Source organism: Mycobacterium sp. 1164966.3 (assembly GCF_001665395.1).
In the GTDB taxonomy this organism is placed as follows: Bacteria; Actinomycetota; Actinomycetes; order Mycobacteriales; family Mycobacteriaceae; genus Mycobacterium.
Genome location: NZ_LZSG01000007.1, coordinates 24,202 through 46,462, shown reverse-complemented (window position 1 = coordinate 46,462; position 22,261 = coordinate 24,202). Strand labels below are relative to the sequence as shown.

Below are 22,261 nucleotides of genomic sequence, written 5' to 3'. Positions count from 1 at the left end.
GGCGAGCACTACAAACTGCAGCGGTTGCCGTAGTCGAAGGAACGCACCCGGACCGGTTGGCCAAGCGGGTCGCCGTCGGTCAGCTGGGCGATCAGCTCGTCGTCCTCGGTGGTGGCCAGGAATCGGCTGCCGTCGTCGAGTCGCCCGATGACGATGCCCGTCGGCCGCCCGTTGTCGCGCCGCACGGTGTACGTCTCGACGGTGGCGGGCCCGTCGGCCGTCTCGGTCACCGGCACCGCCGGCGCGCTGTCGATCTGCGCCTGCAACCGCGCGCTGCCGTCGGGCTTCCACTCCGCCGGCGTAGTGGAGTACACACCGACGGAGTACTTGCTCATGATCCCGCCGTTGGCTCCGACAAGGCCGAATTGCCCTGGTGCGCTTCGCATCCGGGCTACAGTCTCGGCGATGCCGTGCATCGAGTAGTTATTGCCGGCGCCGCCGAAGAACGGCAAGCCACCGGTCAGGGTCAGGCCGCGCGGGTCGTCGGGCGCGATGCTCATACCGTCGCAGATGTTGAACACCGGGACCGGAAAGCAGCTGTACAGGTCGAAGGTGGAGACGTCGTCGACGCCGATTCCGGCCATGGCCAGCGCCTCGCGCACCGCCAAGACCGCTGACGGGGCGTGCCCGAGATCCGGGCGCGCCAGCAGCCCCTGCTCCTGCAGGTCAGCGTGGCCGTGCAGGTACACCCAGTTCTCCTCGGGCAGCCCGAGGCGACGTGCCGTCGCAACCGACATCAGCAGGGCGGCCGCACCCTGGTTCACCTGGTCGCGCGCGACGAGCAGCCGCGGGTAGGGCTCCGAGATCATCCGGTTGCGGTCGGTGACGGTGATTAGTTCGTCGACGCTGTATTCGACGGGCGCGGCGGCCAACGGGTTCCCGGCGGCGACCTTCGTGAACGGGGCGAACAGCTCACCCATCCGCCGCAGATACTCGGCCGGCCCGAGGCCGGCTGCGGCCCGCCGGGCGTTTTCCATCAGCGCGTACTGGGTCGGTGCGTCGACCAGACCGTGAATGACGGTGTAGCGCGAGATGATTCCGTCGATACCCTGACCGCGGTCTTCCAGGTCACCGTCCACGGTCTCGGTGAAGTCCGGCTTCTGGTCGGCCCGCGCGAAGTGCCGCAGCGTCGACGTCGCATCGGAGCCGAAGACCAGTGCGGCCTCCGAGCGTCCCGCGGCGATCTGGGCGGCCAGCTCGCTGACCAGATGCTGAGGCCCTTGGCCGCCGACGATCTCCAGGATCGCGCGGGCAGGCTGTGCGCCGATCCGGCTGGCCACGGACCGTGGGTAGTTGTTGGATCGCCCCAGGGGCGCGTTGACGACTGGCCCCGAGATCTCGAATTGGCGCACACCGGCGACGGTGTCGATGGCGTCGGCCACCGATGCGGCGTCGGCGCCACAGTCCTTGATCGCGGTCTGGGCCGCCGCGGCGGCCAGCTCGACGGGTGACATCGCCCGGTAGTCCGGATCGTCGATGCGCTCGGCGGCCTGCCCGACACCGACGACGACGGGCGTGCGCCAATCCAGATTCATAGCCTTACTATCTACCGCAGCCCGGTCTCAGGGCGGCGGCTGGGGTGCGTCTGCGCGGCGCTAAAGGCTCTGCAGGATCTCGCGGGCCAGGGCCGCCGTCTCCGAGGGCGTCTTGCCCACCTTCACGCCGGCAGCTTCCAAGGCTTCCTTCTTGGCGGCAGCCGTTCCCGACGAGCCCGACACGATCGCGCCCGCGTGGCCCATCGTCTTGCCCTCCGGTGCGGTGAATCCCGCGACGTAACCGACGACCGGCTTGGACACGTTGGCCTTGATGAACTCGGCCGCACGCTCTTCGGCGTCACCACCGATCTCGCCGATCATCACGATGAGCTTGGTGTCGGGATCCTTCTCGAACGCCTCGATCGCGTCGATATGCGTGGTGCCGATCACCGGGTCACCGCCAATGCCGATCGACGTGGTGAACCCGAAATCGCGCAACTCGTACATCATCTGGTAGGTCAACGTGCCCGACTTGGACACCAGCCCGACGGGACCCGCCCCGGTGATATTGGCCGGGGTGATGCCGACCAGCGACTGCCCGGGGCTGATGATGCCCGGGCAGTTGGGACCGATGATCCTGGTCTTGCCGCCCTTATCTAAGTTGTAGGCCCAGGCATATGCGCTGTCCTGCACCGGGATTCCCTCGGTGATGACCACCAGCAGCGGGATCTCGGCGTCGACGGCCTCGATGATGGCGTCCTTGGCGAACTTCGGCGGCACGAAGATGATCGACACGTCGGCGCCGGTCTTCTCCATGGCCTCGGCGACACTGCCGAACACCGGCAGCTTGACGATCCGGCCGCCCTTGTCCTCATGAGTGACCGTGGTCCCCGCCTTGCGGGCGTTGACGCCGCCGACGATCTGCGTGCCGGCCTTGAGCATCCGGGCCGTGTGGACGGTAGCCTCGCTGCCAGTGATGCCCTGAACGATGACCTTGTTTTCCTTGGTCAGAAAGATTGCCATTAGCCAGTCCTCTCTCTAAAGTGTCGACCCGCTGCGCCCGGCTTCGCCGCGCTTGCGATCGCCACTCAGGCGCTCGCCAGCTGGGCGGCCTTGTCGGCAGCCTCGTCCATCGTCGGTACCAGCGTCACCAGCGGGTGGTTGGCCTCGGCCAGGATGCGCCGGCCTTCGTCGACGTTGTTGCCGTCCAGCCGCACCACTAGCGGCTTGTTCGCCTCGTCGCCGAGGATTTCCAGCGCCTTGACGATTCCGGTGGCAACCGCGTCGCACGCCGTGATGCCGCCGAAGACGTTGACGAACACGCTTTTGACCTGCGAGTCGCCCAACACCACGTCCAACCCGGCGGCCATCACCTCCGCCGAGGCGCCGCCACCGATGTCCAGGAAGTTGGCCGGCTTGACGCCGCCGTGCTTCTCGCCGGCGTAAGCGACGACGTCCAGCGTTGACATCACCAAGCCCGCGCCGTTGCCGATGATGCCGACGGATCCGTCGAGCTTGACGTAGTTGAGGTCGTGCTCCTTGGCCTTGAGCTCGAGCGGGTCGGTGGCCGCGCGGTCCTCGAACTCGGCGTGGCCGGGCTGGCGGAACGCCGCATTGGCGTCCAGCGTGACCTTGCCGTCCAGGGCCAGGATCCGGTCGTCAGGAGTGCGCACCAGGGGGTTGACCTCGACCAGGGTCGCGTCCTCGGCGACGAACAGTTCCCACAGCTTGGCGATGGTGATCGCGGCGGCGTCGAGCACCTCGGCCGGCAGATGGCCCTGCTCGGCGATCGACCGCGCCGTCTCGAGATCGACCCCCTTGACGGCGTTCACCGGGACCTTGGCGAGGCGGTCCGGCTTGGTCGCGGCCACCTCTTCGATCTCCATGCCGCCCTCTACCGAGCACATCGCGAGGTAGGTGCGGTTCGCCCGGTCGAGCAGGAAGGAGCAGTAGTACTCCTCGGCGATGTCGCTGGCCTCGGCCACCAGCAGTTTCTTGACGATGTGGCCCTTGATGTCGAGGCCCAGGATGTTCTTGGCGTGCTCGTAGGCGTCCTCCGGGGTCGCGGCGTACTTCACACCCCCGGCCTTTCCGCGTCCACCGATCTTGACCTGAGCCTTGACCATCACCGGTCGACCGATCTCCGCGGCGATGTCACGCGCGCCTTCGGCGGTGTCGGTTACCCGGCCGGGAGTGCTGGGTACGTTGTGCTTCGCGAACAGCTCTTTCGCTTGATACTCGAAAAGATCCATGTGCTCACTGTCTTTACTTGGCCTGTAGGGAGGCGGCGCCGGTCTCGGCGACACGCACGGTGAACTGTATCCACCCCACCGAATGGGGCCAACCCGTGGCCCGCCCTTAGGCGGTGGCTGCGCATAAACGGAATGTGGCACAGCTCATCTGGCACTCGAATGCGTTAAACGTGATCAAGCTCACAATCCCGCCCATGATCTTGGCCGCGAGTTGCCAGCCCTGTAGGTCAGCGGATACCGTCTCAGGGTCCAGATAACGTTAAGGTCACGATCCGAGGACTTTTCAGGTTGTCGCAGCACCGACTCGCACGTTCTCGCGTCGCTGCAGGGGCAGTACGCACCAACCGCGAAGGCTGGGCTCCGCATCACCAGAACGAAGTCACCGAAATCCTCCCGCTGGACGGCTTCGACTTCGACGATCTCGACGACCTTTACGACACCGACTTCGGTGACCTGCAGCTGGAGGTTGACTTCGCGGTCGACAACGAGGCCCAGGTACTGCTGGCCCCCGAACTCGACGATCTGCATGACACCGACAACCTGACTCCGGTGCGGCTGACAGTCCCCCTAGAGGTCACTGACGTGCTCCCGCGGGTGACCGTGCAGCCGCACGCCGAACCTCGCCCCGTCCGTTCAGACGCTCTGGGCGTCGTCCGGGTTCCGCAGCGAGGCGGACAGCACCGCAAGCAGCCGACCAGTGCGGCCAAGGGTCGCCTGATGATCTCGGCAATGGCGGCCGGCGCGACGGCCGCGGCTGCCCACGCGGCACTCACCCACTCCGACACCACGAAGACCGAGACCGTGCTGAGCGCCAACGCGTCGCTGCTCGGAGGGTCGGGCAGCAACGCGACCCGAGGCGCGCAGGTTGTCGCGGTGCAGCCGGCGGCCAATGCCGCGGCCCACAACTTGGAGCTCGCCAAAGGCGTGGCGTTCGCCCAGGAACGCGCCCAACGCGAGGCGCGACTGCAGCAGCCGCTCTACGTGATGCCCACCAAGGGGATTTTCACGTCGAATTTTGGGTATCGCTGGGGTGTGCTGCACGCGGGAATCGATTTGGCCAACTCGATCGGAACGCCGATCTACGCGGTGTCTGACGGTGTCGTCATCGACGCCGGCCCCACCGCCGGCTACGGAATGTGGGTCAAGCTGCGCCACGCCGACGGGACTGTCACGCTTTATGGCCACGTCAATACCACGCTGGTCAGCGTCGGCGAGCGGGTGATGGCGGGTGACCAGATCGCCACCATGGGCAACCGTGGCTTCTCCACCGGCCCGCACCTGCACTTCGAGGTGCTGCTGGGCGGCACCGAACGTATTGACCCCGTGCCGTGGTTGGCCAAACGCGGACTCAACGTCGGCAACTACGCCGGTTGAGCCGGTGACCGCGCCGAACACCCCACCCCCAGGCGCGCAACCGGCCGGGCCCTCTACCGCGCCCGAAACGAAGGGCCGGATCATCCGGCGTGCGCCGACCGGACCGATGCCGATCGTTCCGGAGTCGCCGACCACCCAACTTCCGCCGCCGGTGGATCCGGGATCCCGACGCCTGGGCCCTCGCCTCGACGAGCCGACGGTCGGCACGACCGTCGGCGCCTGCGCGGTCAGCATCGTCAGCGGGTGGGCCGCGTCGGTAGTGGCTACCGACCTGATCGCCGGCTGGTGGCGGACCGACCGGCTGTTCTGCATCGCGGTGGGATTTCTCGCGCTGGTCTTCGCGTTGGCCACCATTTCGGGCGTGATCCTGCTGTTGTTACACCGGCCCGTCGGACGGTGGCTGATCGCGGCCGGTGGGCTGGTCGCATTGCTGACTTACGGCGGCATATTTCTCGCGGGCGCGCGGGTGGCGTGGATCGTCTACACCCTGTGGGTGCTGCCAGTGGCCAGCATCGTGTTGGCGTGGCATCCGCGAACCAAACGCTGGCTGCTGGGGTAGCGCTTTCGCGCGCCGAACGTGTTCTGAGAGCTGAAATTTCGCGATTTTTTCGCCCTGACAGCACGCTCGACGCCGCGGCCGTCAGAGCTTGCTGACCGGGGCGTGATTGTGCATCAGCTTCACCCGCCCCGCACTACCGAAGTCGATCAGCGACATGGCCGACTCGCCGACGCCGGACACTTCCTCGACGCGGCCCAGGCCGTACTTGTCGTGCGTCACCCGATCACCGGGCTGCAACACCAACAGCGGTCGCTTGCTCGCCGGGCGCGCCGGGGACGGACGCGGGGCACCGAAGCGGCCCGCTCCGCTCACCGGCGCGCTGAACGACGGCTTCGGGGCGGTGCGCCGCCAGTCGATAAGGTGTTGCGGAATCTCGCGCAGAAATCGCGACTCGGGGTTGAGCATCGGCTGCCCCCAAGATGACCGGACGATCGCCCTACTCAAATACAGTCGTTGCCGCGCCCGCGTGATGCCGACGTAAGCCAGCCGCCGCTCCTCGGAGAGTTCGGTCGGATCGTCGAGCGCCCGCATGTGCGGGAACATCCCGTCCTCCCAGCCGGTGACGAAGACGACCGGGAACTCCAGACCCTTGGCGGTGTGCAAGGTCATCAGCGTCACCACACCGGCACTGTGCTCGGGGATCTCGTCGCTGTCGGCGACCAGCGACACCCGTTCCAGAAACGCCGCCAGCACACCGGTATCCGGCACATCTTCGTCCTCGGGTGGGCGCTCCGCTTCCAGCGCAGCCGCATTCGCCAGGTCGATGCTGAATTCGTGTGCGACGCTGACGAGTTCATTGAGGTTGTCCAGCCGTGCCAGCTCCTGCGGGTCGGTAGACGACTCCAATTCCCGGCGGTAGCCGGTGCGTTCCAGCACCGACTCCACCAGATCGCCGAGGTCGTCATCGAGGCGGCCCCGCAGGTCGTCGAGCATTTCGACGAAACCGGCGATCGCCTTCTCCGCGCGGCTGTTCAGCATCGCAACCTTGCCTTCGGCCGCGGCCACCAGCGCGTCGGCGAAGGTAGCGCCGGTGTTCTCCGCGTACACCGCCACACAGGCTTCGGCGCGGTCTCCGATACCACGGCGCGGGGTGTTGAGGATGCGCCGCATGCTCACCGCGTCGCCGGGGTTGTCCAGCACCCGCAGGTAGGCGACGATGTCGCGAATCTCCTTGCGTTCGTAAAACCGCACTCCCCCAACAACTTTGTACGGAATGCCGGAGCGGATGAACACTTCTTCCAGCGACCGCGACGAGTTGTTGGTGCGGTAGAAGACGGCGACGTCGTTGTAGGTGATCTCGCCGCGCTCGGCCAACGCGTCTATTTCCTGAGCGACGAACCTTGCCTCGTCGTGCTCGTTGTCGGCGACGTAGCCGACAATCAACTCGCCCTCACCGGCATCGGTCCACAGTCGCTTCTCGCGGCGTCCCGCATTGCGGGAGATCACCGAGTTGGCCGCCGACAGGATGTTCTGGGTGGAGCGGTAATTCTGTTCCAGCAGTATGGTTCTGGCGTCCGGGTAGTCCCGTTCGAAGTCTTCGATGTTGCGAATCGTGGCGCCGCGGAACGCATAGATCGACTGGTCGGCATCGCCGACGACGCATAGTTCCGCCGGCGGTACCGCATCGTCGGAAGGGTCTTGGGGTTCTGGGCGCCCGCGACCGGCCAGCTCGCGCACCAGCACGTACTGCGCATGGTTGGTGTCCTGGTACTCGTCGACCAGAACATGCCGGAACCGCCGCCGGTAGTACTGGGCGATCTGCGGGAAGGCCTGCAGCACCGCGACGGTCTCGTTGATGAGGTCGTCGAAGTCCAGCGCGTTCGCCGCCCGCAGCCGCCGCTGGTATTCGCCGTAGACCGACGCGACGGTCCGGGCCAAGTCGTCGGCGTCGTCGGTCAACGCCGATACGGCCCGGTGCGGGTCGATCAGCTCGTTCTTCAAGTTGGAGATGGCATTGGCCAGCAGCCGCGGCGAATACCGCTTGATGTCCAAACCCATGTCGCGGCCGATCATCTGCAGCAGGCGCCGCGAATCGTCAGCGTCATAGATGGAGAAGTTGGAGTTCAGGCCTTCGATCAACGATGCCTGGTTGCGCAGTATCCGCACGCAGGTCGAGTGAAAGGTGGACACCCACATGTACCGGGCCCGGTCGCCGACCAGCCGGACTACCCGTTCGCGCATCTCGGCGGCGGCCTTGTTGGTGAAGGTGATGGCCAGAATCTGACCGACCCCGACGCCGCGGGCGGCGATCAGGTAGGCGATGCGCCGCGTCAGCACCGCCGTCTTACCCGACCCCGCTCCCGCCACGATCAGCAGCGGCGAACCCTCATGCACCACCGCCTGGCGCTGTTGCGGGTTGAGGCCCTCGAGCAGTCGATCCACTTCCGGGGGTGCCAATTCCGGGGGTGTTTGGGGGGCCGTTGCGTGCACACTCATGTCGGTCCAAACTTACCGCCGCCGGGAGACAACTTTGCGCCGGTACGGCCCTTGATGGCACACTCGGTTGGTGCTCCACGTGCAGCCCCCATTTTCTTATGGGTACCGGCCAGCGGTGCCTTGGGTTTAGCTGCTTTTCGCACAGCCCCGTGGTCCGCTTCGGATTCGGGGCTCGTTTCTTGTGTGAGGCCTGACACCGGATGAGACCAGAACCCCCACAACATGAAAGCGCGGAGTCAGCAGAAATGAACGCAGAGACAATCCAGCTTCCAGAGGCCGACATCGAAGAGTTGCGCCATGAGATCGACCGGCTGGACGCCGAGATCCTCGCCGCGGTCAAGCGGCGCGCGGAAGTGTCCCAGGCGATCGGCAGGGCGCGAATGGCGTCCGGCGGCACCCGGCTGGTGCACAGCCGCGAGATGAAAGTCATCGAGCGCTACAGCGAACTGGGTCCGGACGGCAAGGATCTGGCCATGCTGCTGTTGCGTTTGGGCCGCGGCCGGCTCGGGCACTGACTTCTTGTGCCGCTGACCGCACCGATTACGGGGTACCGGGCGATTAGGGTCGAATGATGACCCGTGCAGCGGGGATGCAACCCGAAGCGATGAAGAGGAGCGGCGCAGATGACTTCCGCCGGCGACGATGCAGCGCGAAGCGATGAGGAGGAGCGGCGCAGATGACTTCCGCCGGCGACGATGCAGCGCGAAGCAATGAGGAGGAGCGGCGCAGATGACCACCGTGCAATCAATCCCTGACATCACCGCCACCCCGGCGTGGGACGCTCTGCGCCAGCATCACCAACAGATCGGACATACCCACCTGCGGCAGCTCTTTGCCGACGACCCCGATCGCGGCCGCGAGCTGACTGCCACGGTCGGCGATCTCTACATCGACTACAGCAAACATCGCATCACCCGGGAGACGTTGCGGCTGCTGGTCGATCTGGCTCGGGCCGCACACCTCGAAGAGCGTCGCGACGAGATGTTGTCCGGTGTGCACATCAACACGTCGGAGGACCGCGCGGTCCTGCACACCGCGTTGCGGCTGCCCCGCGACGCCCAGCTGGTGGTCGACGGCCAGAACGTCGTCGAGGATGTACATGCTGTGCTGGACTCGATGGGTGACTTCACCGACCGGTTGCGCAGCGGCGAATGGACCGGAGCGACGGGCAAGCGGATCAGCACCGTCGTCAACATCGGCATCGGCGGTTCGGACCTGGGCCCGGTGATGGCATATCAGGCACTGCGCCACTATGCAGACGCGGGCATTTCAGCGCGCTTCGTCTCCAACGTCGACCCCGCCGACCTGATCGCGGAGCTTGCCGACTTGGACCCTGCCACAACGCTTTTCATTGTCGCATCCAAGACGTTCTCCACATTGGAGACAATCACCAACGCCACCGCCGCGCGGCGTTGGCTGACCGACGCGCTCGGCGACGCCGCGGTCTCCCACCACTTCGCCGCCGTGTCCACCAACAAGCGCCTCGTCGACGACTTCGGGATCAACACCGACAACATGTTCGGTTTCTGGGACTGGGTTGGTGGGCGTTACTCGGTAGATTCGGCGATCGGGCTGTCGCTGATGGCCGTCATCGGACGGGAGGCTTTCGCCGACTTCCTGTCCGGATTCCACATCGTCGACGAGCACTTCCGCACCGCGCCGCTGGAGTCCAATGTTCCTGCGCTGCTTGCCCTTATCGGCCTGTGGTACTCCAACTTCTTCGACGCGCAGTCCCGCGCCGTCCTGCCCTACTCCAACGACCTGGCGCGGTTCGCGGCCTATCTGCAACAGCTGACCATGGAGTCCAACGGCAAGTCGACACGCGCGGACGGCAAGCCGGTGAGCACCGACACCGGCGAAATCTTCTGGGGCGAACCGGGAACCAACGGTCAGCACGCCTTCTATCAGTTGCTGCATCAGGGCACCCGGTTGGTGCCGGCCGACTTCATCGGGTTCAGCCAGCCGCTGGACGACCTGCCAACCGTCGAGGGCACCGGCAGCATGCACGACCTGTTGATGAGCAATTTCTTCGCTCAGACCCAGGTGCTGGCGTTCGGCAAGACGGCCGAGGAGATCGCCGACGAGGACACGCCCGCCGACGTGGTGCCGCACAAGGTGATGCCCGGCAACCGGCCGTCGACCTCGATCCTGGCAAATCGGCTTACGCCGTCGGTGCTGGGCCAGTTGATCGCGCTCTACGAGCATCAGGTGTTCACCGAGGGCGTCATCTGGGGCATCGACTCGTTCGACCAGTGGGGTGTGGAGCTGGGTAAGACGCAGGCCAAGGCGCTGCTCCCGGTGATCACCAATGACGCGGCGCCCGACAAGCAGTCGGACAGCTCGACCGATGCGCTGGTGCGTCGCTACCGGAGCGAACGAGGCCGCGCGAGCTAGCCCGTCCTATTCGGCGCGAGCGTGCGCAAATGCACGCGCTAACCCGGCATATTGCGTACATTTGCGCGCGCTCGCGGCGAGACCGCGAGCTCGGAGCCGAGTCGGCGCACAAAGGTGCGCAGGCGTTCCTGGGACGCGCTTTCAGGATCACTCAGGTGCAGCTGCAGCAATTCGCGACCGGCCGCATGCAGGATGCGCGCGGTGTATTCCGGCTCGTGCAGCGTGGGATTGTGGCGCAACAGTTCCCGGACGAAGAACGCGTTCACGACAGCCTGAGATTTGGCCAGACGGGCATACAACTCTGGCGGCGCACCCTGCGGCGGAAACAAGAACAGCCGCCACGTGGCCGGGTGCGCGTCGACCGCGGCCAGCACCCCGTCGAACGCGAGGATCAGGGATTGGTCGTCGGGGGCCGCGTCCAATCCGGAGATCGCCTCGGCGAACTGCGCGCCGGCCCGCCCCGCCTCACGGTCGATCAGTTCGACGAACAGCCCGGCCAAGTCGCCGAACTTCTGATATATCAGCGATCGGTCGATGCCGGCGGCCTCGGCGATGCGATTCGGTGTCGCCGCGTGGAATCCTTCGGCGTCGACGATCGCGTGCGTGACGTCGAGGATCTGCTCGCGCCGCTGCTCGGCGGTCATGCGCCGCTTCGGGCGTTCCACGCTTGACAGCATAACTAACACCTTGTGAGTATTACTCACTAAGTGTTAGTTAGCGGAGGTTGTGATGGTCACGTATTACCCCGAACTCGCGCAGCGCGTCCGAAGCCAGCGCGATTTGCAGCCCGACCTCTACGGAGACTTCGACTTCGACCGGCAGCCGGACCGCCTGGCCACCGAGCCCGACGTCGACTCCGCCCTGCCGGCCTGGGTCGCCGACCGCGAGCCGATCCTGGCGGACGACCGCGTGATGGAGTTGATCAGCACCGCCACCCTGCTCGGCGACGTCGTCGCCGATCCCTATGCGGCACTGATGAATACGCACAGCGTCACGCAGCTGATCGACATGCTCAAGAGGGCCTGCCGCAAGGGAATCGAGGCCGTACCCGAGGCACCCCCCGAGCTCGCGGCGTTTATCGCCGCCATGGAGGCCACCCCGGAGTGGATCGACTTCGACCTGGTGCGCGAAGGTGCTCGGCAAGAGCGCATCCCCGCGGCGCTGCTGGCCCCGTTCATCACGCGAGGAGCCTTCATCGCAACCTTCACTAATACCTATGCCGCGCTGCCGATGGCGTTGACCGGCGCCCTCTCCGGGAAGCGGGCGGCTCGGCGAGTCAACGAGACAGCCAGTTTCTTCGCCGTCACCACGCTGCCCGGTGCGCTGGACCGTTACGGCCCGGGCTTCGAAGCGGCTGCCATGGTCCGGTTGATGCACTCGATGGTGCGCTTCAACGCGTTGAAGAAACCGGGCAAGTCGGGCCTCAAATGGGATAAAGCGGTCTACGGCATGCCGGTGCCGCAGGTCGACCAGATGCCCGCAGGGATGATCGGGCAGTACCTGTTGGCCCGCAAGGCGCGCCAGGAGGGCCGGACGAAGTTCACCAAAGAAGAGCGCGCCGTCGTCGAATTCGCCAGGTACCGCTGCTTTTTGCTCGGCCTGCCGCCCGAACTGCTGCCCGCCGAACCGGCCGACATCATGCACGTCATGCACGCGCGCTCGGCACTGCTCCGCGACGGGTTCGACGACATCTGCCGCGAACTCGTCAGCGGCACGATGGCGGCCTACCTGCGCCCCGGCACCACCCTGTTCGACCGTTGCGCCGAGGCGGTCGAGAAGAGTTTCAGCAAGCTCACTTTCGTCCGCACATTCTGCGGTGGTGACCGCGACGTGGCCGAGGCCATGGGTGTCTCGCTCGGGCCGACGGACCTGGTGCGCGTTGCGCTGACCGCACCGTTCATCATCGGACGATTCACCGCCGTTCAGCACGCCAGCCGCATCCCGGTGGTTCGGGACTTCACCGACGCATACGTCATCGGGCTGCTCAAGCTACGGCTGGCAACCTACGGAAAACCGGAATTCACCACCGACGCATCGCATTACACGCCCGTCGCGCACTGAGCCGATCTTGCGGCGAGAGTCCGCAAATGTACGCGATTCGCGGCATATCACGTACATTTGCGCGCGCTCGCGGCCGAAAAGACTCAAGCGAAGCGCTTGGTCAACGACGGCGGCAGCACTCGCATCAACTGCACCAGGGGCGCCCACGGCCACCACGGCACGGCGGCCCGGCCGGGTTCGCGCTCGATCGCGGCGACCAGAGCCCTCACACCAGTTTCGTTGTCCACCAACAGCATTGTGCTCTCCGACTTGGCCGTCATCTCTGACTCGATGTAGCCGGGCTCCATCACCGAGACCTTGATGGGACCCTTGGCGTATTCGGCGCGCAGCGATTCGCCCAGCGAGCTCACGCCGGCCTTGCTCGCAGCGTAGGCGGCCTTGACGCCCGGCACCCCCTTGTTGCCGAGCACCGACGAGATCAGCACCAGATGACCCGACCCGCTTTTTTGGAACATCTCCAGCGCGGTCTCGATCTGCACCAGGGCGGCAACTAGGTTGGTCTCGATGGTCGCTTTGTTCGCCCACAGCTTGCCGGAGCCCAGCTTGGCGCCCTTGCCGATGCCGGCGTTGACGATGACGCGGTCGATGCCGCCCAGCTCGTCGGCCAGCTCGGCGAACACCTTGGGCACCTGCTCGTGGTCGTTGACGTCCAGCGCGGCGACCGCGATCTTGATGTCCGGATACCGCTGCGAGAGTTCGGCTTTCAGCTCGTCGAGCCGGTCGGTGCGACGGGCGCACAACGCCAGGTCGCGGCCCTGGGCGGCGAACGCGCGCGCCATTCCGGCGCCCAGCCCGGAGCTGGCCCCTGTGATGAGAATCTTCTGGCGAGTCACCCGGGCAGCATATCGGCTACTTCAGCAGCCGCGACATGCGCCGGTCGGCCAGCACCTTCCCGCCGGTCTGGCAGGTCGGGCAGTACTGAAAAGACTTGTCCGCGAACGATACTTCCCGCACGGTGTCTCCGCATACCGGACAGGGCAACCCGGTGCGGGCGTGCACTCGCAGCCCGGAGCGTTTCTCGCCCTTCAGCGTTGCGGCGCCCTGGCCGACCGAGCGGCTCACCGCGTCGGTCAGCACCGACACCATGGCGTCGTGCAGGTTGGTGAGCTGTTCGTCGGTCAGCTTCGCTGCGGTGGCGAACGGCGAAATCTTGGCGACGTGCAGAATCTCGTCGCTGTAGGCGTTGCCGATGCCCGCTATGACCTTCTGATCGGTGATGACGGTTTTGATGCGACCGGTGTTGCCCGCCAGTACGCCGGCAAGATCGTCGGGGCTGAGCTCCAGAGCGTCCGGGCCCAGAGCGGCGATGCCCGGCACCTGCTTCGGATTGTCGACCAGCCACACCGCCAGCCGCTTCTGGGTGCCGGCTTCGGTGAGGTCGAAGCCCGGCGCGCTTCCCGGCGTGCCCAGGTGGACGCGCAGCCCGATCGGCCCCTTGCCCGGCCGCAACGGCGCGGCGGCCAGCTGCTCGGACCACCGCAGCCAGCCCGCCCGCGACAGGTGCGCGATCAAGAACAGCTTGCCCGCCTGAAGGCCCAGGTATTTGCCCCACCGCTGGGCGCCCTCGACTGTCTGGCCGTGCAGCGTGTTGATCGGGGGATCGAAGGTCTTCAGCACCGACAGCGCGGCGACATCGACACGGCCGACGGTCAAACCGACCGCGTGGCGCCGCAGATGGTCAACCAGCGCTTCGATCTCGGGAAGTTCGGGCACGCGACCAGTCTGCCGACTGCCGCAGCGAGGTGTCCATGCCGCTGCCGGCGGCGGCTTGTGTCACGGCGGCGCCGGAGACCGGCTTGCCACCCGCGCCCGTCTGCATCCCGGAGGCGCAGGCGCTCGGTGCGCTGGTGGAGGGCGCTGAGCCGCCGCGATGACCGCTCTGGCCACTGCTGATACCGAGGGGTACACCGGCGGCGGCCACGGCGCCGGCCCCGCCGAGCGCGCCATACCCGGTATCGCCCGAGAGCAGCCCACCCGGACCACCCGGGCCATCCACGTCCGCGTGGTCGGCATGCGAAACGCCGCTGTTCGAGCCCAGGCTGCTGACCGGCCCAGCGCTCGTGAGCAGCCCGCCCCGGCCGCCTGCACCGCCGCTACCGGCACTGCCGGCATTGGCGAACAGGGGCCCGCCAGCAGCCGCGTGCGGGACATCGCCCGAGATCGGCCGTCCAGGAGTGGCCGTGTTGTTGCCCGCCTCCCCGGCCGCGCTGGCCAGCGGCGAGGCGTTGGCAGCCTCGCTGAGCGCGTATTGCGCCCCACCGGCATTCATGAGCTGCACGAACTGGCTGTGGAACAGCGCCGCCTGATTGCTCAGCGCCTGATACATCTGCCCGTGTGCGCCGAACAGCGCCGCGAGCTCGGCCGACACTGAATCGGCGCCGGCCGCCATGATCGCCGTCGTTGGCGTCGCAGCCGCCGCATTCGCAGCGCTGATCGTCGAGCCGATATTCGCCAAATCCGCCGCGGCCGCCTGGACATAGGCGGGCGCCGCTACGACAAACGACATTCCGTACCCCTCGCGAGCCCAGCGATCACGGCCACCTTTTGGATCGGCGGGCAAGACGCGATCGTAGCGCGATCAAGATCACGAGTTCGGGGAAATCTGTCAACCCGCGCCAGTGCCCACCTGACACCTCTACCTTCGGCACGGTCCGCCGGCGCGTTACCTGGCTCGCGCGGCCCTGAGCAGATAGGTGTCCATGATCCAGCCGTGCCGCGCGCGGGCGTCGGCGCGTAGCGCCTGAATACGGGTCCCGACTTCGCCGACGGTGCCGGCGACCAGTAACTCGTCGGCGGTGCCCAGATAGGCGCCCCACCAGATCGCCGTGTCGACAGGGCAGACCTGAAAAGAACACTCGGCGTCGAGCATCACCACGGCCGAGCCGGACAGCCCGTGCGCCCGCAGCTGCCTGCCGGTGGTGATCAGCACGGGCTCGCCAACCTCGTTGAGCGGGATGCGGTGCCGGGCCGTCAGCGCCTGGACCGCCGTGATGCCGGGAACGACGTCATAGTCGATGTCGACCTCGGCCGCGACGGCGTCGAGGATGCGCAGCGTGCTGTCGTACAGCGACGGGTCACCCCAGGCCAGGAAGGCCCCGGCATCGTTGGGGCCCAGTTCGTCGGCGATGGCCGACGCCCACATCCGGGCGCGTGCGGTGTGCCAGTCGGACACCGCATGGCGGTAATCGGCATCGAGGGCGCGGGGCGGGTCGGACAGCTCCACGAACCGATAGCCAGGCTCGCGGATGAACCGCGCGCAGATTTCCCGGCGCATCGCCAGCAGGTCGCTTTTGGTCTCACCCTTGTCCATCGCAAAGAAGACCTGGGTGTCGTTGAGCGCCTGGATGGCCTGGACGGTCAGGTAGCCGGGGTCCCCCGCGCCGATGCCGATGACGTGGATGCGCCGGCTCACCCGGCCAGCCTAGGCGGATCGACGTCGAATCGATGCCACAAAACCTCTAGCCGATACCCCCGGTACCGGATACCATGCGTATTGACTGGCGATTTTGTGATCTCCCGCACGTCTGAAGCGCCGAAGGGAAGCAAAAATGACCACTGCGGTCAAATCGGATGGGCCGAGTCGCGAAGAGTTCTCCGAGCGTCTGCTCAAGGGTTCGGTCAAGAAGTCATATGAGCCGATCGTCGATATCGACTGGGATGCGCCGCTGGACCCGGACAAATTCTTTCTGCCGCCGCGGCTGGTGTCTCTGTACGGCACGCCGATGTGGGACGAGATGACCCGCGAGCAGCAGATCGAGCTGTCCCGCCAGGAAATGGTGAACACCCTCTCGGCGGGCATCTGGTTCGAGAACATGCTCAACCAGTCGCTCTTGCGCACCATCCTGCACGAGGACCCCACCTCCAAGACGGTCCATTACAAACTGACCGAGCTTGGCGACGAGACCCGCCACATGGTGATGTTCGGCAAGGCCATCGAGCGGATGGGCGCCAAGCCGGTGCAGCCGCGGCGGCTGCACCGGATGATCATCAACCTCTTACCGCTGGTGTTCCAGCGCGGCTCGATGCTGTGGGTGGCCGCCCTGATCGGTGAGGAGATCTTCGACTCGCTGCAGCGCCAGATGATGGACGACCCGGAGCTGCAGCCGATGATCCAGCGCCTGATGCGCATCCACGTCACCGAGGAAGCCCGCCACATCCAGTTCGCCCGCGACGGCGCGCGCAAGCGGGTCCAGAGCATGCCCCGGCTCAACAAATTGTGGATGTCCAACTTCAACGGCCTTGGCGGGTATTTCTTCCGCTACCTGTTCAACAACCCGGTCCCCTACGCGCGAGTGGGCCTGGATGCAGCGCGGGCACGCAAGCTGGCGCGCAGCAGTCCGCACCGACATGAGGTGCACAAGGCCGGGTTCGCCCCCCTGGCGGCGTTCTTGACCGAGGTGGGATTGCTGGGGCCGGTCGCGCGCTTCGGATGGAAGCGAACCAAGTTTCTGTGACGGTCGTCGTCGTCGGCGCCGCGGGTCGGGACGCCGCGACCGAATTGCTCAAGGCCGGCCTCACCGACCTCGTGATCCTGGACAAGGCCCCTCTCGAAGAAGCGCACTGGCCGGCGGCGCTGGCCGGCCGGCTGAGGTCCGGCTGCGAGGTCGTCTGCTCGGTGTTCGACGACGACACGGACACGTGGACCTTGCAGACCCGCTCGGGTGAGAAGGTCCGGGGTCGCGTCGTAATCGCGGCTCACCCACCGCCATTCGTACCGTGGATACCGGAACTCAACGGACGCAACGACTTTCGGGGAATGTCGTTTCACGCGTCGGCCTGGGATCCCGATTTCAATCCGGCGGGCAAACGCATCGCGATGGTGGGTACGGATTCCTGCGCGGGCTACCACATCGGCCGGCTGAAGGGCTCGGCGGTGACCGTCTTCGCGCACGCACCGCGCTGGGTCGTCACGCACATGTCGCCGTGGGTGCCGCTGCGCACCGTTCCGGCCCTGCGCTGGCTGCGCGCCCGCACCGGGGCCGGGCGCGGACCGTCGGTGGTGGATTCACCGATCGACACGCTGACCCCTGCCGCGATACGCACCCGCGATGGCGTCGAGCACCGCTTCGATGCCATCGTCTACGGCACCGGCTTCCGGATTCCCGACTCGCTGCCCGACGAGGCACTGGTGGGCACCGGTGGTCTAACCATCCGGGAGGCCTGGTACGACGGCATGGAGCCCTACCAGGGGGTTGCCCTCCACGGATTTCCCAACTACTTCTTCCTCACGGGCCCCGATATCGGCAGGCAGAGCCGCTACGTCGCCCGTTGCGTGAAACTCCTGGGCGACAGCGGCCGCACCCGCGTCGAGGTGCTCCGCAGCAGTCAGCAGGTTTTCAACGAGCGCGCCCACCTTGAGCCCGCCCGGCCTCATCGGGCGGCCACGGCGTTCGACCTCACGACCGGGGCGGCCGACGACGAGCAGACCTACGACGGCGACGCGACGCTGACCATCGCCGACGCGGTGCACCCGGTGCGCGTTCGCCTTCGGGGCCACCTCGATCCGATCGACGGCCGTTACCACTGGCAGGGCACGGTTTTCAGCTCGATACCAGAGGGCACGCTCAAACAGGCGCGGGGGGCAACGCTGACGGTCGGCGACCGCAGTGTTCCCGCGCGCATCGTCGAGCAGACGCCGTGGGGCACGCATTCGATCGCCGGCGTAGGCGCCCCTCCCTATGCGCTGACCCGAGCTTGAGATACGGCGCAAAATCCTTAGCTGTTGACATGCGAAGAATGCGGTTAGGCTGACCCTCACCACACGCAAGGTTGTCCACGCAGCCCAAGTGGGTAATCGACGTTAGTGTTGCGCACAGCGGAGGGCCCAGACACGACCAAATCGACAGGTTCGGCGTTAGCAGGGGGCGGTGCTCGCGGCTGGCAACGTCGAGGTTGCTTCTCGACTCGTCTCCGCCCAGCGCAGCGTTCGCCCAGCGCAGTACGGTCAACCAACTCCCACGTCGGGGATGGCTGACGGAAACCCGAAGCGTTATGCCGCCGAGAGGCGGCATCGTCGCAATTTGACCAGGCAGGAACTCGAGGAGACCCAGATGGAACGGGACGGGTGGGTGCGGTGAGCGCGATCGCCGATTCGGCCAGCTCGTTGGCCATCGCATCACGGACGGAGGAGTCGGCGGTCGTGCTTACCGTCGACGGTGTGTTGGACGCTGCCAATTCGGCGGCGTTGCTGGACAGCATCGCCAAAGCGAGCCGCAAGCGGCCGCCCGCGGTCATCGTCGACGTCACCGCGCTTCGGGTGCCGGACGAATCGGCGTGGTCGACGTTCTTGGGCGCGCGCTGGCAACACGACGGCCGCCCCGAGGTTCCACTGCTGCTGGTCTGCGGGAATCGCAGCAGCCGCGAGGCGATCGAACGCAGCGGGGTGGCCCGCCTGCTGCCGGTATATGCGACCGACAAGACGGCGATGAAAGCCGTCGCCCGGCTCTCGCGCAAGAAGGTCCGGCGGGCCAAAGCGGAGTTGCCCGCCCATTTGTCCAGCCTCCGGGAGTCGCGTCAACTGGTGCGCGAGTGGTTCACCGCCTGGTCGGAGCCCGGGCTGATCCCGGTTGCCCTGGTGGTGGTGAACGTGTTCATCGAGAACGTGCTGGAACACACCGGTAGCCAGCCGCTGATGATGATCGAGTGCGACGGCCGGACCGCGACGATCGCGGTGTCCGACACCAGTTCCACGCCCGCGGCGCGCCTGCCATCACCCACCAAAGGCATCGACGTGTCCGGCCTGGCCATCGTCGACGCTTTGTCGCGGGATTGGGGCAGCACTCCCGGCGCGTCGGGCAAGACGGTGTGGGCGATCATCGGTCCGGAAAACCAGCTGTAGCATCCCCCCGTCGCGGGCCGAATTAGAACACGTTCTACTGTTCTGTTATTGCCCGCTGACGGAAGGTGCGTGTCGTGCGGTTCAGCTTTGCGGAGTCACTGACAGACCCGTCGTTCTACATTCCGCTGGCCAAGGCGGCGGACGAGGCCGGCTACCACAGCATGACGATCGCCGACAGCCTGGCCTACCCCTTCGAGTCCGACTCCAAATACCCGTACACGCCCGACGGCAGCCGGGAGTTCTTGGACGGCAAGGAGATCATCGAGGCCTTTGTGCTGGCCGCGGCACTGGGCGCGGTGACGACGAAGCTGCGGTTCAATTTCTTCGTCCTCAAGCTCCCGGTCCGGCATCCGGCGCTGACCGCCAAGCAGGCGAGCTCACTCGCCGCGCTGACCGGCAATCGGTTGGGACTCGGCGTGGGCACCAGCCCGTGGCCGGAGGATTACGAACTGCTGGGCATCCCGTTCGAGAAGCGCGGCAAGCGGATGGACGAGTGCATTGCCATCGTGCAGGGCTTGACCACCGGGGACTACTTCGAATTTCACGGTGAGTTCTACGACATCCCGAAGACGAAGATGAGCCCGGCTCCCACCGCGCCGATCCCGATTCTGGTCGGCGGCCATGCCGATGCTGCGCTGCGGCGGGCAGCGCGGTTGGACGGTTGGATGCACGGCGGTGGTGGCGACGCCGAGGAGCTCGACAGGCTGATCGCGAAGGTCAAGAAGTACCGCGAAGAAGAGGGCAAGACCGGACCATTCGAGATCCACGTCATCTCGATGGACGCCTATACGGTGGACGGCATCAAACGGCTCGAAGACAAAGGCGTCACCGACGCCATCGTGGGCTTCCGGTATCCGTACATCAACGGGCCCGACACCGAGCCGCTGGAGAAAAAGATCCGGCACCTGGAACGGTTCGCCGAAAAAGTGATCTCGAAGGTCTAGCGGCGATCGCCTTAGTTGCGCGAGCAGACGCAAAAGCACCTCGACACGCCGTGTCAGAGGTGATTTTGCGTCTGTTCGCCACTAGAGAGAATCCCATTTCGGGGGCCGCTTCTCTTGATGGGCCTTGGCGGCTTCGGCCGGATTGTTGGTGAAGCCGGTAAGCATCTGGGTGCGGTTCTCGATCTCGATCGCATGCCGCAAACTGGGTGCGTCCAGTGCGGTGTTGAGGCCAATCTTGGTCTGCCACACCCCGAAAGCGTTGTTCTCCGCAATCGACCGCGCCATGTTCACAGAGGCGGTGATCAGATGATCCGGCGCCACCACTTCGTGCACCAACTTGATGCGGTAGGCCTCGTCGGCGTCGATGATGCGACCGGTCAGCATGAGTTCGCGCGCCACCCCGGCGCCGACGATCTTCGGCAGCAGATAACTAGTGCCCATGTCCATCGACGAGAACCCCGCCTTGATGAACACCGACCCGAACCGAGCGCTCTCGGATGCAATCCGGATGTCGCAGTGCAACGCGAAGGCCAGCCCACCACCGACGGCCACCCCGTTCACCGCGGCGATAACTGGGATGGGTAGCTCGTAGAGCCGAATGTACTGTTCCGCCAAGCGAACCTGAGCGTCATAACTGGCCTTGAACGGCGGGCTGGTTGGCTTCGGTTTGGTCCAGGCCTCGCCGGTGCCGCTCAGGTCTGCGCCGGCGCAGAATCCGCGTCCGGCGCCGGTCAGGATTGCGACCCGGTATTCGCCGGACCCGAGCGCGTCCAGGCAATCGTCCATCGCGTCGATCAGCGACCCGTCGATGGCGTTCAGGCGCCTCGGCCGGTTCAGGGTGATCAGGGCGATTTCATCCTCGAGAGTTCCAAGTTCGACAGCAGCCATACCCGCACCGTAGGGCACAGCCGATGTTCAGGGACGCGCCCTACGGTGGTTTGGGCGCGCAACATAGGAGGAGAATTCGCAAATGGCACGAACCGAAGACGACACCTGGGACCTGGCCAACAGCGTGGGTGCCACGGCCACCATGGTCGCAGCGGCCCGGGCGGCCGCGACCCGGCGCCCGCAGCCGGTCATCACCGACCAGTTCGCCGAGCCGCTAGTGCGCGCGGTCGGACTGGACGTGTTCACCAAGGTGGCCGGCGGTGAAATGGATTTCGAGGATTTCGAGCGTGGGCTTGGATTTCCGCGGGTAACAGACACATTCGCGGCCCGGGCTCGCTATTACGACGACTACTTCGCCGAGGCTTGCGTAAGCGGGACCGCGGGCATCCGGCAGGTCGTGATCGTCGCGGCCGGCCTGGACTCGCGCGCCTACCGACTTTCCTGGCCGACGGGCACGACGGTATACGAAATCGACCAGCCCGAGGTGATCGAGTTCAAAACCTCGACGCTGAGCGGGCTCGGCGCCGAGTACCGCCCGGTGGGCATCGATCTTCGTGACGACTGGCCGGCCGCGCTACGCGGGGCCGGGTTCGAGGTGAGCGAGCCCACCGCGTGGCTGGCCGAGGGAGTGCTGATCGGCTTCCTGCCGCCCGAGGCCGAAGTTCGATTGCTGGACAACGTGATTGCGCTGAGCGCGGTCGGCAGCCGGTTCTCTGCGGACTACGGATCACTGAACCCGGGCACGCCGGAAGCGGGTGAACAGGCGCAGCTGATGGCCGACGGCTGGCGAGCGCAGGGGCTGGAGCTCGACATCTCCGGACTTACCTATCCCGGTGAACACACTGACGTCGCCGCGCACCTGGAATCCCGCGGCTGGCAGGTGACTAGGTGCGGGCTGCCCGACCTCTTCGACGCCGCGGGCTTGCCGCGGTTGGACGAGGCTGACCGTCAGAGCGCCGCCGCCACCATCCGCTTCGTGCGAGCCGAGAAAACCTAGTCGCGAGAGTGCAACTGGCAACGGCCCTTCTCGGGAAATGTGT

20 protein-coding genes and 1 pseudogene are annotated in these 22,261 nt (G+C 66.2%); 10 read left to right on the top strand and 11 right to left on the bottom strand.

Going from position 1 to position 22,261, the window contains the following annotated elements; genetic code table 11:
- Positions 1-8 precede the first annotated feature (8 nt).
- From A9W99_RS04095 to sucC, 3 genes are all read right to left on the bottom strand, one after another.
- Positions 9-1,535, bottom strand: coding sequence for an acetyl-CoA acetyltransferase (locus A9W99_RS04095; protein ID WP_067373836.1), 1,527 nt, complete (start codon positions 1,533-1,535; stop codon positions 9-11).
- A 60-nt stretch (positions 1,536-1,595) separates the two neighbouring features.
- Entirely contained in the window at positions 1,596-2,498 is a 903-nt protein-coding gene (gene sucD / locus A9W99_RS04090; protein WP_067373835.1) for a succinate--CoA ligase subunit alpha, read from the bottom strand.
- 65 nt (positions 2,499-2,563) lie between these two features.
- Positions 2,564-3,727, bottom strand: coding sequence for an ADP-forming succinate--CoA ligase subunit beta (sucC, locus tag A9W99_RS04085; RefSeq protein WP_067373832.1), 1,164 nt, complete (start codon positions 3,725-3,727; stop codon positions 2,564-2,566).
- A gap of 288 nt (positions 3,728-4,015) precedes the next feature.
- On the opposite strand from sucC, the gene A9W99_RS04080 reads away from it, so the two are divergent.
- Together A9W99_RS04080 and A9W99_RS04075 are read left to right on the top strand one after the other, a co-directional pair.
- Complete coding sequence (locus A9W99_RS04080; protein ID WP_067373829.1) at positions 4,016-5,101, top strand: M23 family metallopeptidase; 1,086 nt, start codon at positions 4,016-4,018, stop codon at positions 5,099-5,101.
- Positions 5,102-5,105: 4 nt separating this feature from the next.
- Complete coding sequence (locus A9W99_RS04075) at positions 5,106-5,660, top strand: hypothetical protein (protein WP_067373826.1); 555 nt, start codon at positions 5,106-5,108, stop codon at positions 5,658-5,660.
- A gap of 81 nt (positions 5,661-5,741) precedes the next feature.
- On the opposite strand, the gene pcrA is transcribed toward A9W99_RS04075, so the two are convergent.
- A complete protein-coding gene (gene pcrA / locus A9W99_RS04070) occupies positions 5,742-8,096 on the bottom strand; it encodes a DNA helicase PcrA (RefSeq protein ID WP_067373823.1) in 2,355 nt (784 codons plus the stop codon).
- Between the two features lie 200 nt (positions 8,097-8,296).
- On the opposite strand from pcrA, the gene A9W99_RS04065 reads away from it, so the two are divergent.
- Both A9W99_RS04065 and pgi read left to right on the top strand, forming a co-directional pair.
- Positions 8,297-8,611 (top strand): chorismate mutase, encoded by a 315-nt coding sequence (locus tag A9W99_RS04065; protein WP_082929812.1) that lies wholly within the window; start codon positions 8,297-8,299, stop codon positions 8,609-8,611.
- 214 nt (positions 8,612-8,825) lie between these two features.
- Positions 8,826-10,490, top strand: a complete 1,665-nt coding sequence (pgi, locus tag A9W99_RS04060; protein WP_067373817.1) for a glucose-6-phosphate isomerase — start codon at positions 8,826-8,828, stop codon at positions 10,488-10,490.
- Between the two features lie 38 nt (positions 10,491-10,528).
- Here pgi and A9W99_RS04055 read toward each other — a convergent pair whose 3' ends face one another.
- Positions 10,529-11,134 carry a TetR/AcrR family transcriptional regulator gene (locus A9W99_RS04055; protein WP_172828804.1) on the bottom strand — a complete coding sequence of 202 codons (606 nt, stop codon included), beginning with the start codon at positions 11,132-11,134 and terminating at the stop codon, positions 10,529-10,531.
- A gap of 85 nt (positions 11,135-11,219) precedes the next feature.
- On the opposite strand from A9W99_RS04055, the gene A9W99_RS04050 reads away from it, so the two are divergent.
- Positions 11,220-12,551, top strand: a complete 1,332-nt coding sequence (locus A9W99_RS04050; protein WP_067373811.1) for an oxygenase MpaB family protein — start codon at positions 11,220-11,222, stop codon at positions 12,549-12,551.
- 83 nt (positions 12,552-12,634) lie between these two features.
- Here the strand turns inward: A9W99_RS04050 and A9W99_RS04045 are convergent, their stop codons facing one another.
- From A9W99_RS04045 to cobF, 5 genes and pseudogenes are all read right to left on the bottom strand, one after another.
- Positions 12,635-13,384, bottom strand: coding sequence for an SDR family oxidoreductase (locus A9W99_RS04045; protein ID WP_067373809.1), 750 nt, complete (start codon positions 13,382-13,384; stop codon positions 12,635-12,637).
- Between the two features lie 16 nt (positions 13,385-13,400).
- Complete coding sequence (locus tag A9W99_RS27085; protein ID WP_231996013.1) at positions 13,401-13,868, bottom strand: zinc finger domain-containing protein; 468 nt, start codon at positions 13,866-13,868, stop codon at positions 13,401-13,403.
- Positions 13,869-14,075: 207 nt separating this feature from the next.
- A pseudogene (locus tag A9W99_RS27080) lies at positions 14,076-14,264 on the bottom strand (DNA-formamidopyrimidine glycosylase family protein); the annotation flags it as partial.
- The gene (locus A9W99_RS27580; protein ID WP_067373805.1) at positions 14,230-15,057 is read right to left on the bottom strand and encodes a PE family protein; all 828 of its coding nucleotides are present in this window, start codon (positions 15,055-15,057) and stop codon (positions 14,230-14,232) included. The pseudogene A9W99_RS27080 and the gene A9W99_RS27580, both read right to left, overlap by 35 nt.
- A 156-nt stretch (positions 15,058-15,213) precedes the next feature.
- Positions 15,214-15,963, bottom strand: coding sequence for a precorrin-6A synthase (deacetylating) (gene cobF, locus A9W99_RS04030; protein WP_067373802.1), 750 nt, complete (start codon positions 15,961-15,963; stop codon positions 15,214-15,216).
- Positions 15,964-16,099: 136 nt separating this feature from the next.
- On the opposite strand from cobF, the gene A9W99_RS04025 reads away from it, so the two are divergent.
- The 4 genes from A9W99_RS04025 to A9W99_RS04005 all read left to right on the top strand — a co-directional run bounded on the left by A9W99_RS04025 (position 16,100) and on the right by A9W99_RS04005 (position 20,333).
- Positions 16,100-17,005 carry a diiron oxygenase gene (locus tag A9W99_RS04025; RefSeq protein ID WP_067373799.1) on the top strand — a complete coding sequence of 302 codons (906 nt, stop codon included), beginning with the start codon at positions 16,100-16,102 and terminating at the stop codon, positions 17,003-17,005.
- A 266-nt stretch (positions 17,006-17,271) separates the two neighbouring features.
- Complete coding sequence (locus A9W99_RS04020; RefSeq protein WP_253869582.1) at positions 17,272-18,249, top strand: DUF4873 domain-containing protein; 978 nt, start codon at positions 17,272-17,274, stop codon at positions 18,247-18,249.
- 366 nt (positions 18,250-18,615) lie between these two features.
- Positions 18,616-19,389 (top strand): STAS domain-containing protein, encoded by a 774-nt coding sequence (locus A9W99_RS04010; protein WP_156622927.1) that lies wholly within the window; start codon positions 18,616-18,618, stop codon positions 19,387-19,389.
- A gap of 74 nt (positions 19,390-19,463) precedes the next feature.
- Positions 19,464-20,333, top strand: coding sequence for a TIGR03619 family F420-dependent LLM class oxidoreductase (locus A9W99_RS04005; protein ID WP_067373917.1), 870 nt, complete (start codon positions 19,464-19,466; stop codon positions 20,331-20,333).
- Positions 20,334-20,414: 81 nt separating this feature from the next.
- Here A9W99_RS04005 and A9W99_RS04000 read toward each other — a convergent pair whose 3' ends face one another.
- On the bottom strand, positions 20,415-21,221 hold the full coding sequence (locus tag A9W99_RS04000) for an enoyl-CoA hydratase/isomerase family protein (protein WP_067373791.1): 807 nt from the start codon (positions 21,219-21,221) through the stop codon (positions 20,415-20,417).
- A gap of 82 nt (positions 21,222-21,303) precedes the next feature.
- Here A9W99_RS04000 and A9W99_RS03995 point away from each other — a divergent pair, with 82 nt between their 5' ends.
- Positions 21,304-22,218, top strand: a complete 915-nt coding sequence (locus A9W99_RS03995) for a class I SAM-dependent methyltransferase (protein ID WP_067373788.1) — start codon at positions 21,304-21,306, stop codon at positions 22,216-22,218.
- The last annotated feature ends 43 nt before the right edge of the window (positions 22,219-22,261 follow it).